Origin of the sequence: Streptomyces coeruleofuscus, assembly GCF_039532725.1 — a bacterium.
GTDB classification, from domain to species: Bacteria; Actinomycetota; Actinomycetes; order Streptomycetales; family Streptomycetaceae; genus Streptomyces; species Streptomyces coeruleofuscus.
Genome location: NZ_BAAASE010000014.1, coordinates 128,497 through 145,716 on the forward strand (window position 1 = coordinate 128,497; position 17,220 = coordinate 145,716).

Below are 17,220 nucleotides of genomic sequence, written 5' to 3' on the forward strand. Positions count from 1 at the left end.
GGGCCGGAAGCCCGGGCCCGGGCGGTCTACGCGCCCAGGGTCCGGGCCAGCGCGGCCCGCTGCAGCGGCAGTACCTCCGCGTGCAGGTCACGGCCCTTGGAGGTCAGGGCCACCCACACGCCGCGCCGGTCCTCCACGCACACCGAACGCGTCACCAGCCCGTCCTTCTCCAGTCGGGCGATGAGCCGGGACAGCGCGCTCTGACTGAGGTGGACCCGCCCGACCAGGTTCTGCACCCGGCACTGGTCGCCCTCCTCGGGCGCCGTGCTCGCGAGGATGTCCAGGACCTCGAAATCGGACGCGCCGAGACCGTGCGGATGCAGCGCCCGGTCGATCTCGCACATCGTGCGCGCGTGCGCCGACAGGATGTCCCGCCACCGTTCCTCAAGCCGCGCACCAGCCGTTTTCGACGCCATATGTGAACGGTAACACCGGCGTGGCGTTCCATGCTCGTGCATACAGTGCGCGTCCCTCGCCGGGAGCGGGACCCTACGTCGCCGGGAGCGGGACCTACGTCGACTCCCGTTTGACCAGCTCCGTCGGCAGGATCACCGCCGCCGGATCCTCGCCTCCTATCTGCGCGAGCAGCACCCGTACCATCTCGGCGCTGATCCGGTCCCACGGCTGCCGGATGGTCGTGAGCTCGGGGCTGGAGGCCAGGGCGGCCGGGGAGTCGTCGAAGCCGCCCACCGCGATGTCCTGCGGGACGCGCCGCCCCGCCCGCTGGAGGGCCGCCAGCACGCCCTGCGCCATGAGGTCCGAGGCGACGAACACCGCGTCCAGGTCCGGGGCCTGCGCCAGCAACCGCTCGGCGCCCGCCTCGCCGCTGGCCCGGCCCCAGTCGCCCGAGACGATGAGCCGCTCGTCGATCTCGAGGCCCGCTTCCGTGAGCACCTCCTTGTAGCCGGCGAGGCGATCGACACCGCCCGGGGTGTCCACCGGGCCGTTCACCATGCCGATACGGCGGCGGCCCAGCGACAGCAGGTGGCGCATCATGTCGCGGGCGCCGTCCCGGTCGTCCGCCGCCACGTAGCTCACCTTGGTGCCGCGCCCCATGGGCTTGCCGCACTGCACGAGGGGCACCCCCGCCTCGTGCAGTTGCTCGGCGACCGGGTCGGCGGAGTGGCTGGAGACGAGCAGCACGCCGTCGACGTGGCCCGCGGTGATGTACCGCGTGATCCGGCGCCGCTCGTCCTGCGTGCCGGCCAGCATCAGCAGCAGGGGGATGTCGTGCGCGGCCAGCGCCTGGGTGCAGCAGCGCAGCAGGACGTTGAAGTTGGGGTCCTCGAACAGCTTCTCCTGCGGTTCGGTCAGCAGGAAGCCGATCGAGTCGGAGCGGCCCGTGATCAGCGAGCGGGCGTGCCGGTTGACGACGTAACCCGTCCTGCGGATGGCCGCGTTCACCGCCTCCTGGGCGGCCGGGCTGACGTAGTGGCCGCCGTTGAGCACACGCGAGACGGTGCCGCGCGAGACCCCCGCCTCGCGCGCCACGTCGTGGATCGTGGGCGGCCTGCGCCTGCCCCCCGCAGCGTTCATGGTCATGACTTTACGGCTCCGGAGAGCAGATCCAGACTCCAGAACCGCTGGATGACCAGGAAGAGAGCGACCAGCGGGAGCACTGCCAGGAACGCGCCGGTGATCACCAGGGTGTACAGCGCCGGGGTGTTGGCGCCCTGCTCCAGCAAGGTGAACAGGCCGAGGGTGATCGGGAACTTCTCGTCGTCGCTGATCATGATGTACGGCAGCAGGAAGTTGTTCCAGATCGCCACGAACTGGAACAGGAACACCGTCACCATGCCCGGGATCATCATCGGCAGCGCGATCCGCGTGAAGATCCGCCACTCGCTCGCCCCGTCCATCCGGCCTGCCTCGACCACGTCGGCCGGCACCGCGGCGGCGGCGTAGATCCTTGCGAGGTAGACGCCGTACGGCGACAGGATCTGCGGCAGCAGGACGGACAGGTAGGAGTCCGTGAGGTCGGCCTTCGCCAGCAGCAGGTACTGCGGGATCGCGAGGATCACCGGCGGCATCAGCACACCCGCGAGCAGCACGTTGAAGATCGTCTCGCGGCCCCGGAAGCGGTAGATCGCCAGCGCGAAGCCGCTGAACGCCGACACGCACGTCGACAGCAGGGCACCGAGCCCGGCGTACAGGGCGGAGTTGCCCATCCACGACCAGTAGACGCCGTCGCGGTAGGCGCTCAGATCCCGGAAGTTGTCGGCGAAGCCCGTGCCCGGCAGGAACGTGAACGTGGAGAACAGTTCACTGCCGGACTTCGTGGCCGCGATGACCACCCAGGCCACCGGCAGCAGGCAGTAGACCGCCCCCAGGAACAGCGTGACCGTCGGGATCAGGGCGATCCGGCGGCGCAGCGGCGGGCGGCCCTGGGCGGTACCCGGCGCGGTGCCCGCCACCGGCTCGGCCTGGGAAACGGCAAGGGAGCTCATCGGGCTGCCTCCTGCTTCTGACGACGGTTCGCGGCCCGCAGGAAGCCGAAGGACAGCAGGAGCGTGGCGAACGCGATGATCACGGCCTGCGCCGCGGCGCCGTAGATGTCACCCTCGCCGAACGCGTCCCGGTGCACCTTCATCAGCGGACTCCACGTCGTGGACACCGAGTTGGTGAGCGGCTTGAGGGTGGTCGGTTCGCTGAACACCTGGAGCGTCGCGATGATCGAGAAGAAGAAGGTCAGCACCAGCGACGGCGCCACCATCGGGATCTTGATCCGCAGCGCGATCTGCGCCGGGGTGGCGCCGTCCAGCTTCGCCGCCTCGTACACCTCCGCCGGGATCGACTGGAGCGAGGTGTAGATGACGATCATGTTGAAGCCGGTGCCGCCCCAGACCGCGATGTTCGACAGCGCCAGGTACAGCGGCCCGCCGTCCAGCAGGTCCGGCTGCGGCAGGCCCAGCTTGTCGAGAACGAAGTAGAAGGGGCTGACGTCCGGCAGGTACAGGAAGCCCCAGAGCAGCGCCGCCACCACGCCGGGGATGGCGTACGGCAGGAAGATCGCGAGCCGGGTGAAGGGGGCGAGCCGCACCCTCTCGGAGTCCAGCATCAGCGCGAACAGCAGGGCGAGGCCGAGCATGACGGGGACGACGATGCAGCCGTAGCCCAGCACACGCAGCGCCCCGTTCACCAACTCGCTGTCGGTGAGGGCGTCGGTGTAGTTCTCCAGGCCGGCCCAGACCTCCCTGCGGGCGCCGGACCCCAGACCCAGGCCCGAGACCTTCACCTTGCGGAGGCTGAGCCAGACCGCGTAGCCGATCGGCAGCGCGAAGAAGAGCGCGAACAGGATCGTCGCGGGGACAAGGAAGGCGTACGGGGCCCCCTTGACCCCGTACGACTGCCGGTGTGCCGTGCTTTTCACTCCGCGACCTCGAAGCCCTGCTTCTTCATGTCGGCGACGGTGTCGTCCTGCATCTCCTCCAGCGCGGCGCCGAAGTCCGACTTGTTCTTCGCGGCGGCGCCGAAGGCGTCCTTGAAGGTGGTGTAGGCGACGTTCACGTTGGGGCCCCAGGCGGACGGCGCGGTCGTCTCCGCGATGTCGGCGGCCTTGGAGTAGAAGTCGGCCTGGTTGGAGAAGTAGGCCGGCGGCTTGAGGAAGGCGCCGCTGGTCTGGGCGTCCTTGGCGGCCGGGTAGATGCCGCTCTCCTTGGCCAGCGCGTTCAGGGCGTCCCTGTCGGTGTTCAGCCAGGAGGCGAACTTGGCGGCGGCCTCCTGGTGCTTGGAGTCCGTGGTGACGGCCGTGGAGGAGCCGCCCCAGCTGCCCGTGCTGTTGTCGCTCGCGGACCACTGGGGGAGCGGGGCCATGGCCCACTTGCCCTTGGTGGCGGGGGCGGCCGTGGTCAGCGTGCCCGGTGCCCACACGGCGCTGACCCAGGCGATCTGCTTGCCGGTGTTGAGCGCCTTGTTCCAGGACGGGGTGTACATCGGCTGGTTGTCGATGGCGCCCTCCTTGACCAGGCCGCCCCAGAACTTCGCGACCTTCTGCGTCGCCGCGTCGTCGATGGCGACCTTCCACTGGTCGCCGGAGGTCGTCCACCACTTGGCGCCCGCCTGCTGGGCGAGGCCCGCGAAGAGGCCGGAGTCGTTGGCGGAGAAGGTGGTGAGGTCCTTGTCGGGGGCTGCCTTCTTCAGCTCGCGGGCGGTCTCCGCGAACTCGTCCCAGGTCGTCGGCACCGTCAGGCCGTACTCCTTGAACAGGTCCTCGCGGTAGTAGAACATCATCGGCCCGATGTCCTGCGGGACCGCGTAGACGGCGTCGGTGCCCAGTGTCGTCTGCTGCCAGACGCCGTCGGCGAAGCTGTCCTTCGCGTCGCCCACGTTCTTCGATATGTCCGCCAGGGCGTCGTTGCTGACCAGCGTGGGCAGCGCCTGGTACTCCGCCTGCACCAGGTCGGGCGCCTTGCCCGCCTTGTGCGCGGTGAGGATCTTGGTGATGAGCGTGTCGCCGGACGCCTGCTTCTTCACCGTGACGGTGATCTGGTCCTTCTTGCCCGGCCCCTTGTTCCACAGGTCCACGACCTTGTCCATGCCGGGCGTCCAGGTCCAGTACGTCAGCGAGACGGGCCCCGATTCGGTCTCGCTGTCCCCGGACTCCGAGCCGCAGGCGGCGAGGGCGGTGGCGCCGAGCGCTACGGCGACGGCGGATGTCACGAGGCGGCGGCGCTTCGTGTACGGCATGGATCTCTCCCCTGACCTGGGGTCCTCGCCTGCTGCGAGGACCTGCCATGCTTCTGTGAGCGTTCACAGTAGAGAAACATCCCGGACACTTGTCAATGGTTGTTGCTGTGCGGTTATGTTGGGGCTCCGCACCGCGCCGCTGTGTGTGCACGTTCCCATTTGATCGACCGACCGGGAGACCATCCATGCCGGAGACCACCCCCAGGGGCCTCACCAGGCTCGCCTTCGGTGGGGACTACAACCCCGAGCAGTGGCCGGAGAGCGTCTGGCAGGAGGACGTCCGGCTGATGCGGGAGGCCGGCGTCACCATGGTGAGCGTCGGGATCTTCTCCTGGGCGCTGCTGGAGCCCTCACCCGGCCGTCACGACTTCGGCTGGCTCGACCGCCTCCTGGACCTGCTGCACGAGAACGGCGTCCGCGTCGACCTCGGCACCCCCACCGTCGTACCGCCCGCCTGGTTCTACCGGGCCCACCCCGACGCCCTGCCCGTGACCGCCGAGGGTGTGCGCTACGAGTTCGGCTCCCGCGCCGCGATCTGCCACAGCAACGCGGACTACCGTGTGGCCGCCGCCGCCATCACCACGAAGCTCGCCGAACGCTACGGCGACCACCCCGCCCTGGCGATGTGGCACGTGCACAACGAGTACGGCGTCCCCGTCTCGGCGTGCTACTGCGACTCGTGCGCCGCACACTTCCGCCGCTGGCTGGCGACGACGTACGGCACGGTCGATGCGGTCAACGAGGCCTGGGGCACGGCCTTCTGGGGCCAGCGCTACGCGGACCTCGACCAGATCAACCCGCCCCGGTCCACTCCCGCGGCCGTCAACCCGGGCCAGGCGCTGGACTACAAGCGGTTCGCCGACGCCACCATGCGCGAGAACTTCGTGACGGAGCGGGACATCCTGCACCGTCTGTCTCCCGGCGTCCCGGTCACGACCAACTTCATGACCGCGCTGAGCCAGTGCGACTCCGTCGACTACTGGGCCTGGGGCCGTGAGGTCGACATCGTCACCAACGACCACTACCTGATCACCGACGGCCGCCGCACCCACGTCAACCTGGCGATGGCCGCGGACCTCACCCGCTCCGTCGCGGGCGGCGCCCCCTGGCTGCTGCTGGAACACTCCACCTCGGGCGTCAACTGGCAGTCCCGCAACCCGGCCAAGGCCCCCGGCCAAATGGCCCGCAACTCCCTCATCCACGTGGCGCGCGGCTCCGAGGGCGCCATGTTCTTCCAGTGGCGCCAGTCCCGGCGAGGCGCCGAGAAGTTCCACTCGGCGATGGTCCCGCACGGCGGCACCGACACCCGCGTGTGGCGCGAGGTCGTCGAACTCGGCGCCGCCGTCGGCGCGTTGAGCGAGATCCGCGGCACCCGCACCGAAGCCGACGTGGCCGTGCTGTGGGACTGGCACTCCTGGTGGGCGCAGAACCTCGACTGGCGCCCCAGCGTCGACCACGACGCCCGCGAACGCGCCGACGCCTTCTACGAGGCCCTCTACGACCGCCACCTCACCGTCGACTTCGCCCACCCGGAAGCCGACTTGTCGAGGTATCCCCTTGTCGTCGTACCGGCCCTGTACCTGATGACGGAAGCGGCCGGGCGCAATGTGAAGGCCTACGTCGAGAACGGCGGCACGCTGGTCGTCTCGTACTTCTCCGGCATCGTCGACGAGCACGACGCCGTCCACGAGGGCGCCTACCCGGGCCCGCTGCGGGACGTCCTCGGCCTCACGGTCGAGGAGTTCTCCCCGCTGCTGCCCGGTGAACGGGTGGGCGTCACCGGCCCCGACGGATCCGAGCTGGGCGCCGACGTGTGGACGGAGTTCGTCGTGCCGCGCGGCGCCGAGACCGTCCTGACGTACGCCGACGGGCTGACCGCCGGGCGCCCCGCCGTCACCCGGCACCGCCTCGGCGAGGGCACCGCCTGGTACGTCTCCACCCGGCTCGGCGCCGACGGTCTCGACGCGCTGCTCGGCTGGGCGGTCGAGGACGCCCGGCTCGCCCCGCGCGCCGACCTGCCCCGGGACGTCGAAGTGGTGCGCCGCACCGGCGAGTCGGGCACCTACCTGTTCGCCGTCAACCACACCGGCTCGGACGCCAAGGTGCCGCTGGAGGCCGACGGCACCGAACTGCTGACCGGCGAACGCGCCGCGGGCCGGCTGGCGGTCCCGGCCGGAGCCGTCCGGGTCGTCCGGCTCGACGGCTGAACAGACTCCCCTCCGCCCGTGCGAGCCGCAGGAGCCGCGGGCGGAGGGGCTCTCACGCCTCGCCTCCGGGCGAGGGGCACCCCCAACCCCCACGTCGAAGGGACGACGGACGACGATGTTCCATCCCAGACGCACGCTCAGAACCCTGCTGCTCCCGCTCGCGGCCGGGCTCGCCCTCACGGCCCTGCCCGCCCCCTCCGCCCACGCCGCGAGCACGCTGACCAACGGCGGCTTCGAGGCCGACGGCGCGGGCGCGGCCACGCCGGGCGGCTGGTCCGAGTACGGCGACACCGGCGCCTCGTTCACCGAGTCCGGCGGTCACGGCGGCAGCTACCGCCTCAGCCACTGGGCCTCGGCCGCCTACAAGGTGGAGACGTACCAGTACCTGTCCGGACTCACCAACGGCAGCTACAAGCTCACCGCCTGGGTGCGCTCCGGCGGCGGGCAGAAGTCCGCGTACATAGCGCTGAAGAACTGCGGCGGCGCCGAGCAGCGCACCGACCTGCCGGTCTCGGCCGGCGGGTGGATCCGGATCGTCGTGCCGGTCAATGTGACCAACAACCAGTGCACCATCAGCGTCAACAGTGACGCGAACGCCGGCAACTGGATCAATGTCGACGACCTGACCTTCACGTCGGGCACGTCCGGTACATCGATCAAGGGCGCAGACATCTCGTCCCTGCCCAAGAGCGAGGCCAAGGGCGGCCTCTACCGGAACAGCTCCGGCACGTCCGGCGACGCCCTCGCGATCCTCAAGTCGTCCGGCATGAACTACGCGCGCCTCAAGGTCTGGGTGAACCCGGCCGACGGCTACAACAACAAGGCGCACGTCCTCGCCCTGGCCAAGCGCGTCAAGGCGCAGGGCATGAAGCTGCTGGTCGACTTCCACTACTCGGACTTCTGGGCCGACCCCGGCCGCCAGGACAAGCCCGCGGCCTGGGCCGGACACTCGTACGGTCAGCTCAGGACCGACGTGTACAACCACACCTACGACGTGTTGAACGCCTTGAAGGCGCAGGGCACCACCGCCGACATGGTCCAGGTCGGCAACGAGATCAACGGCGGCATGCTGTGGAACGAGGGATCGACCTCCAACTGGTCACAGCTGGCCGGTCTGCTCAACTCCGGCTACGACGCGGTCAAGGCGGTCAACTCGAACACGACCGTCGCCCTGCACCTCGCCAAGGGCGGTGACCTGACCGGAACCCGCTGGTGGTTCGACAGCGCGCGTTCCAACGGCGTCAAGTTCGACGCGATCGGCCTGTCGTACTACGGCTACTGGCACGGCACGCTGGCCGACTTCCAGACGACCCTCGACGACGCGGCCTCCCGCTACGGGAAGCCGGTGTTCGTCGCGGAGACCGCCTACCCCTTCCGCCTCGACAGCGAGGACTCCCACGAGAACATCATCGACACCAGTGCCGAACTGGTCTCCGGCTATCCGGCGAGCGTGGCCGGTCAGACCCGGTGGATGAACGACGTGGCGAGCATCGTGGAGGCCGTCCCGAACGGCCGTGGCCTCGGCATCTTCTACTGGGAGGCGACCTGGACCGCGGTGAACGGCAACGGCTGGGACCCGACCGACCCGTCCTCCGGCAACGCCTGGGAGAACCAGGCGCTGTTCGGCTACGACGACCGGGCGCTCTCGTCGATGTCCTGGTTCCGCCACCGCTGACCACGCGGGGAATGCGGGCCCGGCCGCGCGCACGCGGCCGGGCCCTCTTCCATATCCGAACTCGGCTGCGAAACACGGCAGTTCGGTATCGGTCAACGATGCCGAGTCCCGGACGCGGCGGCTTCGACTGCGCGACAGTGGGAAGACGCGGTAAGAGGACGAGAGCCGCGAGGCAGGGGCACGACATGCTGAGGACTCCCACGGACGAGACGCGCCTGCGCATCCTGGCCTGGCTGAAGGAACCCGGCCCCGCCGCGGACGGCGTCACCACGGACGCCGTCGCCGAGAGGTTCTCGATGCCCCACCCGGTCGCCGTCACCCATCTCCGGCTGCTCCAGGCCACCGGCATGCTGCGCACCAGCCGGTCCGAGGGCCGCGTGCACTACCACCGCGACGAGATGCGCATCGCAGAGGTCGCCCGGATGTTTGAAAAGGGTTGGTAGGCCACCCGGTACCACCCGGTACAGCGGAATCTCCCCCGACGTGAAGGACATACGCGCGATGGACCGTCCCACGCCACTCGTCCCACGCCACTACGTCGAGGTGGGCCACGGCCCCGAGGACGTGGTCGCCGACCCGCACGGCCGCGTGCTGACCGGCCTGGCGGACGGCCGCATTCTGCGCCTGGACGGCCTGGGGGACCCGGTGACGGCCCGTACCGAGGTGATCGCCGAGACCGGCGGCAGGCCGCTCGGACTCGAACTCCTCCCGGACGGCGACCTGCTGGTGTGCGACGCCGAACGCGGACTGCTGCGTGTCGACACGGGCGACGGCACGGTCCGCGTCCTCGCCGACGCGGTGGCGGGGGAGCGACTGCGATTCGCCAGCAACGTCGTGTCCCTCTCCGACGGCAGCGTGTACTTCACCGTCTCCAGCCGCCGCCACCCCCTGGACCACTGGATCGGAGACATCGTCGAACACACCGGAACGGGACGGCTGCTGCGCCTCGCCCCCGGCGCGGACACCCCCGAGGTGGTGCTGGACGGCCTCCAGTTCGCCAACGGGCTCGCCGCCGGCGCCGACGAGTCGTACCTCGTCGTCGCCGAGACCGGGGCCCGCCGCCTCACCCGCTACCGGCTCACCGGGCCCGACGCCGGCCGGAGCGAGCCCTTCGCCGAGAACCTCCCGGGCATGCCCGACAACCTCTGGCGCGGCACCCCGGACGGACCGATCTGGGTCGCGCTGGCCGGGCCCCGTGTCCCCGCTCTCGACCTGCTCCACCGCGCCACACCCGCGGTCCGCCGCGCCGCCGCCCGCGTGGCCGTACGCGCCCCCTTCCGCCCCACCGGCACGATCGCCGTCCTGGCCTTCGACGACGAGGGCCGCGTCGTCCACCATCTCGCCCGCCGCCACTCCGGCTACCGGATGGTCACCAGCGTGTGCGAAGCGGGCGGACACCTCGTGCTGGGCAGCCTCTGGGAGCCGGGCGTGGCGGTCTGCGAGCCGCCGGCCCGAGGTGACGCCGGTTCGCGCCGGGGTTAACCTGAACCCCGGCCGCGACACCCTCGCGGCGCGGCGGTGGGGCCCGCCGTACCCGAACCGCGGCACGGACGCCGCCAACGGTCCCTACTTGCGACGGCACGCGCCCGCACGATCCCGGGCCCCGGCGAGTAGGAGACGTACGACCATGACGGCCCCCGAGGCGGAAAGCCTCCGCATCCAGCCCTCCGCCCCGCACCCGCCCGCCTGGCGCGCTCAGGCGCCGGTCGTCGCGGTGGTGGCGCTCGGCGGGGGAGCGGGGGCCGCCGCCCGGTACGCGGCGTCCCTGTGGTGGCCCTCGCCCACGGGGGGCTTCCCCTGGACGATCTTCTGGGTCAACGTCGCCGGCTGTGCCGTGATCGGCGTGTTCATGGTGGTCATCACCGAGTTCCGGCCCGCCCACCGTCTGGTCCGTCCCTTCTTCGGCACCGGCGTCCTCGGGGGCTTCACGACCTTCTCGACCTACGCCGTCGACATCCAGAAGCTGGCCGACGGCGGCCACCTCCGCGCCGGCCTGGCCTACCTCGCCGCGACCCCGCTCGCGGCGCTCACGGCGGTGTGGCTCGCGGCCTGGTCGACCCGCCGTGCCCTGAAGCGGAGGCAGCCATGACACGGTTGACCGGCAGGGCCCTGCGCCTGACCGTCTTCGTCGGCGAGAACGACACCTGGCACCACAAGCCCCTCTACTCGGAGATCGTCCACCGGGCCCACGCGGCGGGCCTCGCGGGCGCCAGCGTCTTCCGGGGCGTCGAGGGCTTCGGCGCCTCCTCGCTGATCCACACCTCGCGGCTGCTGTCCCTGAGCGAGGACCTGCCGGTCGCCGTCGTGATCGTCGACACCGAGCCACGTGTCCGGGCCTTCCTGCCCCAGCTCGACGAACTCGTCACCGAGGGCCTGGTGACCCTCGACGACTGCGAGGTCATCCTCCCCCAGTCTCGGCTTCGCTCGACCGGGGGCACCCCCACCACCTCCCGGGAGGACACTCCGGGCGAAACGGACGCGAAGGGTAAGAGGTCGTTGTGAACTGGCTGCTGGTCGTCGGGGGCGCGATGGTCGGCGCGCCGCTGCGCTACCTCACCGACCGCGCGGTGCAGTCCCGGCACGACTCCGTCTTCCCCTGGGGCACCTTCGCGGTGAACGTCGCCGGCTGCCTGGTCCTCGGCCTGCTCACCGGCGTCGCCGGACACGTCCAACTGCTGCTCGGCACGGGTTTGTGCGGAGCACTGACGACGTACTCGACGTTCTCCTACGAGACGCTGCGGCTGGCGGAGACGGGGGCCCGCGGCTACGCCGTCCTCAATGTGGCGGCGAGCCTGGCGGCCGGTCTCGGGGCGGCGTTCGCAGGGGTGGCGCTCGCGCGTCTGTGAGATCCGTTCTCGCCCGCGTGTAGTAGGACGGTCCTCTCCACGCCCGTCCCACCCCGCACAGAACTGGATCCCATGAGCGTCATCAGCGTCGGTCAGGCCGTCGTCCTCGGAGCCGTCGAGGGGGTGACCGAGTTCCTGCCCGTCTCCTCCACCGGCCATCTGAAGATCGTCGAAGGGCTCATGGGCATCCCCGTCGACGACGACGCCGTGATCGGGTTCTCGGCCGTCATCCAGGTCGGCGCGATCGCCGCGGTGCTCGTCTACTTCTTCAAGGACATCGTGCGGATCGTCTCCGCCTGGGGGCGGGGCCTGTCCGACCGTGAGGAGCGTCTCCACCACGACTACAAGTTCGCCTGGTGGGTCATCTGCGCGACCGTCCCGATCGTCGCCGTCGGACTTGCCGCCAAGCCGCTCATCGAGGGCCCGCTCGGCTCGCTGTGGGTGGTGGCCGGCTCGCTGATCGCCGGCAGTGGGGTGATGTGGGCGGCGGACCAGATGGGCCGGCACAAGCGCGGTGAGGACGACGCCTCGTTCAAGGACGCCATGCTCGTCGGCAGCTCCCAGATCCTCGCCCTGCTCTTCCCCGGCTTCTCCCGCTCCGGCGCCACCATGTCCACGGCGCTGATCCTCGACCTGGACCGCGTCGCCGCGACCCGGCTCTCCTTCTTCCTCGGCATCCCCGCCCTGACCGGCGCCGGCCTTTACGAACTCAAGGACGCCCTGGGCACCGGCGTGGGGGCGGTCCCGCTCGCCGTCGGCACGATCGTGTCCTTCGTGGTGGCCTACGGCTCCATCGCCTGGCTGCTGAGATTCGTCGCCAAGCACTCCTTCAACGCCTTCGTGATCTACCGGATCGTCGTGGGAGTGCTGCTGTTCGGCCTGCTCGGAGCCGGTGTGCTGCACAGCTGACCGGTTGCGAGGAGCCAGGGCCCAAAACGTGAACCCCGGCTTCCGGCGCCCTGAACTCTTCCTTTCGGGCCCTTGACAGGCGCCTCACATGCCCCGGAGGATCACCCCCGTGAACCTGTCAGACAGCCGGACAGCCGGACAGCCCGTACGTCGCATCAGCGCCATGGAAGCGGTGCTGGCGCATCTGCGCGACGCCATCGAGCGCGGCGACTACGCGATCGGCGACAAGCTCCCCTCCGAGGCGGAGCTGTGCCGCACCCTGGAGGTCTCCCGGCCCGTGCTGCGCGAGGCGCTGCGGGCGCTGCAGACCATGGGCCTGACCGTGTCCAGGACCGGCAAGGGCACCTTCGTCGTCGCCAGTACCGTCGAGGACCCCACCTTCGGCGACTACTCGGCCAGCGACCTGCTGGAGGTGCGCCGCCACGTCGAGATCCCGGTCGCCGGGTACGCGGCCCGGCGCCGCACCCCTGAGAACCTCGACCACCTGGCCCACCTCCTGGACCGGATGGAACGCGAGACGGACACCACGGCGTGGGTCGCGATGGACACGCTGTTCCACCTCGCCGTGGCCGAGGCCGCCCAGAACCCGGTCTTCCGCCGGGTCATCGAGGAGATCCGGGACGCACTGGCCCGCCAGTCCGCCTTCCTCAACGAGCTGGGCGGCCGCCGCGAGCAGTCCAACCGTGAGCACCGGGCGATCGTCGAGGCGCTGACCGACGGTTCCGAGAACGACGCGGTGGAGGCCATGGCCCACCACCTCGACCGGGTCGAGACGACCCTCACCGACATCGTGCGTTCCCCGCGCACGGACACCCCCACGGAAGGCGGACCCGAGGCGTGAGCGAGCAGTCCCTGCACGAAGGCGTGCAGAAACGTTCCGGCCATGTCGATGCCGGAGACGCCGGCTACAGCAAGTCCCTGAAGTCCCGGCACGTCAACATGATCGCCATCGGCGGCGCCATCGGCACCGGCCTCTTCCTCGGCGCCGGTGGCCGCCTCGCCGACGCGGGCCCTTCCCTCTTCATCGCCTACGCGGTCTGCGGCCTCTTCGCCTTCCTCGTCGTCCGCGCCCTCGGCGAACTCGTGCTGTACCGGCCCTCCTCCGGCGCGTTCGTGTCCTACGCCCGTGAGTTCATGGGGGAGAAGGGCGCCTACACCGCGGGCTGGATGTACTTCCTCAACTGGGCGACCACCGGTATCGCCGACATCACCGCCGTCGCGACCTACACCCACTACTGGGGCATGTTCTCCGACATCCCGCAGTGGGTGATCGCGCTCATCGCGCTGGCGGTCGTGCTCACCGTGAACCTGATCTCGGTGAAGATCTTCGGCGAGCTGGAGTTCTGGTTCGCGATCATCAAGGTCGGCGCACTCGTCGTCTTCATGTGCATAGGCATCTTCCTGCTGGTCACCCAGCACTCCGTGGACGGTCACAGCCCCGGCCCGTCCCTCATCAGCGACAGCGGCGGCGTCTTCCCGCACGGCCTGCTGCCGATGCTGCTGATCATCCAGGGCGTCGTCTTCGCCTACGCCTCCGTCGAGCTGGTCGGCGTCGCGGCCGGTGAGACCGAGAACCCCGAGAAGATCATGCCCAAGGCGATCAACTCGATCATGTGGCGCGTGGGTGTCTTCTACGTCGGCTCGGTCGTCCTGCTGTCGATGCTGCTGCCGTGGAACAAGTACACCGCCGGCGAGAGCCCCTTCGTGACCGTGCTGTCCAACATCGGCATCCCGGCGGCCGGCGACGTGATGAACCTCGTCGTCCTCACCGCCGCGATGTCCTCCCTCAACTCCGGCCTCTACTCCACCGGCCGCATCCTGCGCTCCATGGCCATGGCCGGATCCGCGCCCCAGTTCACCTCCGTGATGAGCCGCAGCCAGGTCCCCTACGGCGGCATCCTGCTCACCAGCGGCATCTGCGTCCTGGGCGTCGGCCTCAACTTCGTCGTGCCCGCCGAGGCGTTCGAGATCGTGCTGAACTTCGCCGCGATCGGTATCCTCGCCACCTGGGGCATGATCATGATCTGTCACCTCCTCTTCTGGCAGAAGACCCAGAAGGGCGAGCTGACCCGCCCGGGCTACCGGCTGCCGGGCTCCCCCTGGACCGAGATCGTGACGCTGGCGTTCCTCGCCTCCGTCCTGGTCCTCATGTACGCCGACGGCGGCGCGGGACGCACCACCGTGCTGTGCCTGCCGCTGATCGTCGGGGCACTGGTCGCCGGATGGTTCGCCGTCCGCGGCCGTGTCGCGCGCAAGTCAACGACCGGAGCCGACGCGTGACAGACGCGTCGCTCCACGAGAAGCAGGCAGTGATGTACAGCAGTTCCCTCGCGGACGCACCCCTGGTCCGTGAACCCGTCCACGCCCCCGTCGCCCACCTCATACGCGGCGGAATCGTCGAAGGCATCCACTACGGCTCCGTCGTCGTCCTCGGCGCCGACGGAGAGGTCCGGCTCCAGATCGGAGACATCGAGGCCGCCTTCTATCCCCGCTCCGCGCTCAAGCCCGTCCAGGCCGTGGCCATGGCACGGGCCGGGCTCCCGCTCGACGGCGAGCTGCTGTCACTGACCGCGGCCAGCCACTCCGGCGAGGAACGCCACCTCGCCGGTGCCCGGCGCATCCTCGACCTCGCCGGGCTCACCGAGGACCACCTGCGCAACGTCCCGGACCTGCCGTTCGACCCGGTCGTCCGGGACGCCTGGGTGCGCGAGGGCCGGCTGCCCTCCCGGCTCGCGCAGAACTGCTCCGGCAAGCACGCGGCCATGCTCTACACCTGCGTGCTCAACGGCTGGTCGCTGGGGGACTACCTCGACCCCGGCCACCCGCTCCAGCAGGCCATCGCCGAGATCCTCGAGGACCTCACCGGGCAGCGCATCGCCGGGGTGACCGTCGACGGCTGCGGCGCGCCCCTGTTCTCCATCTCCCTGCACGGCCTCGCCCGGGCCACGGCGCGGATCGCCACGGCAGCTCCGGGGACGCCCGAGGCCCGCGTCGCCGACGCGATGCGGGAACACGCCGAGATGGCTTCCGGCTCCGGCCGGGACGTCGCCGCGATGATGCGGGCCGTGCCGGGGCTGTTGTCCAAGGACGGCTTCGAGGGGGTGCAGGTGGCTGCGCTGGCCGATGGGCGGGCCGTTGCTGTGAAGATCGCGGATGGTGCGAACCGGGCCCGTGTGCCGGTGACCGCCGCGGCGTTGGCCCGGGCGGGTGTCGACCCGGAACTGCTCACCGAGTTCGCGGGTGAGCCGCTGCTCGGGGGCGGTCGGGAGGTCGGGCGTGTGCGGCCCGTTCGCTCGCTGGAGCCCGTTGTCGGATCGGCTCGCGCCTAGCGGTGTGCCGGATCTCCTCGTCGGCGACTGCGGGCCCTCTGTGGCTGGTCGCGCAGTTCCCCGCGCCCCTTAAGGGCGTGAATCCACCCTCACTCCTCAGAAAAGGGACCCCTCACCCTCATGACCGCCGCCACCCGCTCCGAACACGATCTGCTCGGCGACCGTGACGTTCCCGCCGAGGCCTACTGGGGTGTGCACACCCTTCGGGCCACGGAGAACTTCCCCATCTCGGGTATGCCGATCTCCGCCTACCCGCATCTGATCGATGCCCTGGCCGCGGTGAAGGAGGCCGCGGCCCTCGCCAACGAGGAACTCGGGCTGCTGGACCCGAAGAAGGCCGCCGCCATCGTCGAGGCCTGCCGGGAGATCCGCGACGGCGAGTTGCACGACCAGTTCGTGGTCGACGTCGTCCAGGGCGGCGCGGGCACGTCCACCAACATGAACGCCAACGAGGTCGTGGCGAACCGGGCGCTGGAACTGCTGGGTCACGCCAAGGGCGAGTACCGGTATCTGCACCCGAACGAGGACGTCAACCTCGGCCAGTCCACCAACGACGTCTACCCGACCGCCGTCAAGATCGCGACGGTGTTCGCGGTGCGCGGGTTGCTCGACGCGATGTCCGTCCTCCAGGACGCCTTCGCCCGCAAGGCCGTCGAGTTCCACGACGTGCTCAAGATGGGCCGTACACAGTTGCAGGACGCGGTCCCCATGACGCTGGGTCAAGAGTTCTCCGCGTACGCCGTCATGATTGACGAGGACCGGTCCCGTCTCGCCGAGGCCGTCCAGTTGATCCATGAGATCAACCTCGGCGCCACGGCGATCGGCACCGGCCTCAACGCCCCCGCCGGATACGCCGAGTCGGCCCGCCGCCACCTCGCGGCCATCACCGGCCTGCCCCTGGTGACGGCGGCCAACCTGGTGGAGGCCACCCAGGACTGCGGCGCCTTCGTCCAGATGTCCGGTGTGCTCAAGCGCATCGCGGTCAAGCTCTCCAAGAGCTGCAACGACCTGCGGCTGCTGTCCTCCGGTCCGCGCGCCGGGCTCGGCGAGATCAACCTGCCGCCGGTGCAGGCCGGTTCGTCCATCATGCCCGGCAAGGTCAACCCGGTGATACCCGAGGTCGTCAACCAGGTGGCCTTCGAGGTGATCGGCAACGACGTCACCATCACGATGGCCGCGGAGGCCGGACAGCTCCAGCTCAACGCCTTCGAGCCGATCATCCTGCACTCGTTGTCGGAGTCCATCACGCATCTGCGTGCGGCCTGCCTCACCCTCGCGGAGCGCTGCGTGGACGGCATCACGGCCAACACCGAGGCGCTGTGCGCGACCGTCGAGAACTCCATCGGCCTCGTCACCGCCCTCAACCCGCACATCGGCTACACGGCCGCCACCGACATCGCCAAGGAGGCCCTCGCCACCGGCCGGGGCGTGGCCGAACTCGTGCTGGAGAAGGGCCTGCTGCCCGCCGAGACGCTCGCCGGCCTGCTGCGCCCGGAGGTCCTGGCCGGCAGCGGCCCGGCTCCGGTGGCCTGACCCACGCGAGCGGACCGGGACCGGCACGGAGGGAC

Annotated in this window: 17 protein-coding genes; 12 read left to right on the forward strand and 5 right to left on the reverse strand. The window is 70.2% G+C overall.

Annotated features, from left to right (window positions below; all coding sequences use genetic code 11):
• Positions 1 to 26 precede the first annotated feature (26 nt).
• The 5 genes from ABFX81_RS37595 to ABFX81_RS37615 all read right to left on the reverse strand — a co-directional run bounded on the left by ABFX81_RS37595 (position 27) and on the right by ABFX81_RS37615 (position 4,686).
• The gene (locus ABFX81_RS37595) at positions 27 to 416 is read right to left on the reverse strand and encodes a MarR family transcriptional regulator (RefSeq protein WP_086850319.1); all 390 of its coding nucleotides are present in this window, start codon (positions 414 to 416) and stop codon (positions 27 to 29) included.
• 94 nt (positions 417 to 510) lie between these two features.
• Positions 511 to 1,542: a substrate-binding domain-containing protein gene (locus ABFX81_RS37600; RefSeq protein ID WP_086850320.1), complete on the reverse strand. Its 1,032-nt coding sequence runs from the start codon at positions 1,540 to 1,542 to the stop codon at positions 511 to 513.
• Complete coding sequence (locus ABFX81_RS37605) at positions 1,539 to 2,447, reverse strand: ABC transporter permease subunit (RefSeq protein ID WP_086850321.1); 909 nt, start codon at positions 2,445 to 2,447, stop codon at positions 1,539 to 1,541. Before ABFX81_RS37605 ends, ABFX81_RS37600 begins: the two co-directional genes overlap by 4 nt.
• A complete protein-coding gene (locus ABFX81_RS37610; RefSeq protein ID WP_086850322.1) occupies positions 2,444 to 3,370 on the reverse strand; it encodes an ABC transporter permease subunit in 927 nt (308 codons plus the stop codon). Before ABFX81_RS37610 ends, ABFX81_RS37605 begins: the two co-directional genes overlap by 4 nt.
• Complete coding sequence (locus tag ABFX81_RS37615; RefSeq protein ID WP_086850323.1) at positions 3,367 to 4,686, reverse strand: extracellular solute-binding protein; 1,320 nt, start codon at positions 4,684 to 4,686, stop codon at positions 3,367 to 3,369. Before ABFX81_RS37615 ends, ABFX81_RS37610 begins: the two co-directional genes overlap by 4 nt.
• Before the next feature lie 185 nt (positions 4,687 to 4,871).
• On the opposite strand from ABFX81_RS37615, the gene ABFX81_RS37620 reads away from it, so the two are divergent.
• The 12 genes from ABFX81_RS37620 to aspA all read left to right on the forward strand — a co-directional run bounded on the left by ABFX81_RS37620 (position 4,872) and on the right by aspA (position 17,185).
• Positions 4,872 to 6,893 carry a beta-galactosidase gene (locus ABFX81_RS37620; RefSeq protein WP_346139331.1) on the forward strand — a complete coding sequence of 674 codons (2,022 nt, stop codon included), beginning with the start codon at positions 4,872 to 4,874 and terminating at the stop codon, positions 6,891 to 6,893.
• A gap of 115 nt (positions 6,894 to 7,008) precedes the next feature.
• Entirely contained in the window at positions 7,009 to 8,568 is a 1,560-nt protein-coding gene (locus ABFX81_RS37625) for a glycoside hydrolase family 53 protein (protein WP_346139332.1), read from the forward strand.
• Positions 8,569 to 8,753: 185 nt separating this feature from the next.
• Positions 8,754 to 9,011: a helix-turn-helix domain-containing protein gene (locus ABFX81_RS37630; protein ID WP_086847765.1), complete on the forward strand. Its 258-nt coding sequence runs from the start codon at positions 8,754 to 8,756 to the stop codon at positions 9,009 to 9,011.
• A gap of 58 nt (positions 9,012 to 9,069) precedes the next feature.
• Positions 9,070 to 10,050 (forward strand): SMP-30/gluconolactonase/LRE family protein, encoded by a 981-nt coding sequence (locus tag ABFX81_RS37635; protein ID WP_086847763.1) that lies wholly within the window; start codon positions 9,070 to 9,072, stop codon positions 10,048 to 10,050.
• Positions 10,051 to 10,195: 145 nt separating this feature from the next.
• Positions 10,196 to 10,657, forward strand: a complete 462-nt coding sequence (gene crcB / locus ABFX81_RS37640; RefSeq protein WP_086847760.1) for a fluoride efflux transporter CrcB — start codon at positions 10,196 to 10,198, stop codon at positions 10,655 to 10,657.
• Positions 10,654 to 11,070, forward strand: a complete 417-nt coding sequence (locus ABFX81_RS37645) for a DUF190 domain-containing protein (RefSeq protein ID WP_086847759.1) — start codon at positions 10,654 to 10,656, stop codon at positions 11,068 to 11,070. The genes crcB (ABFX81_RS37640) and ABFX81_RS37645 overlap by 4 nt, the downstream gene beginning before the upstream one ends.
• Positions 11,067 to 11,414, forward strand: a complete 348-nt coding sequence (gene crcB / locus ABFX81_RS37650; RefSeq protein ID WP_086847757.1) for a fluoride efflux transporter CrcB — start codon at positions 11,067 to 11,069, stop codon at positions 11,412 to 11,414. Before ABFX81_RS37645 ends, crcB (ABFX81_RS37650) begins: the two co-directional genes overlap by 4 nt.
• Positions 11,415 to 11,486: 72 nt before the next feature.
• A complete protein-coding gene (locus ABFX81_RS37655) occupies positions 11,487 to 12,323 on the forward strand; it encodes an undecaprenyl-diphosphate phosphatase (protein ID WP_086847755.1) in 837 nt (278 codons plus the stop codon).
• A gap of 163 nt (positions 12,324 to 12,486) precedes the next feature.
• The gene (locus tag ABFX81_RS37660; RefSeq protein ID WP_086847753.1) at positions 12,487 to 13,164 is read left to right on the forward strand and encodes a FadR/GntR family transcriptional regulator; all 678 of its coding nucleotides are present in this window, start codon (positions 12,487 to 12,489) and stop codon (positions 13,162 to 13,164) included.
• A complete protein-coding gene (locus ABFX81_RS37665; protein WP_086847751.1) occupies positions 13,161 to 14,603 on the forward strand; it encodes an amino acid permease in 1,443 nt (480 codons plus the stop codon). The genes ABFX81_RS37660 and ABFX81_RS37665 overlap by 4 nt, the downstream gene beginning before the upstream one ends.
• 32 nt (positions 14,604 to 14,635) lie before the next feature.
• Positions 14,636 to 15,652 carry an asparaginase gene (locus tag ABFX81_RS37670; protein ID WP_086847773.1) on the forward strand — a complete coding sequence of 339 codons (1,017 nt, stop codon included), beginning with the start codon at positions 14,636 to 14,638 and terminating at the stop codon, positions 15,650 to 15,652.
• Between the two features lie 120 nt (positions 15,653 to 15,772).
• Positions 15,773 to 17,185 (forward strand): aspartate ammonia-lyase, encoded by a 1,413-nt coding sequence (aspA, locus tag ABFX81_RS37675; protein ID WP_086847748.1) that lies wholly within the window; start codon positions 15,773 to 15,775, stop codon positions 17,183 to 17,185.
• Positions 17,186 to 17,220 lie beyond the last annotated feature (35 nt).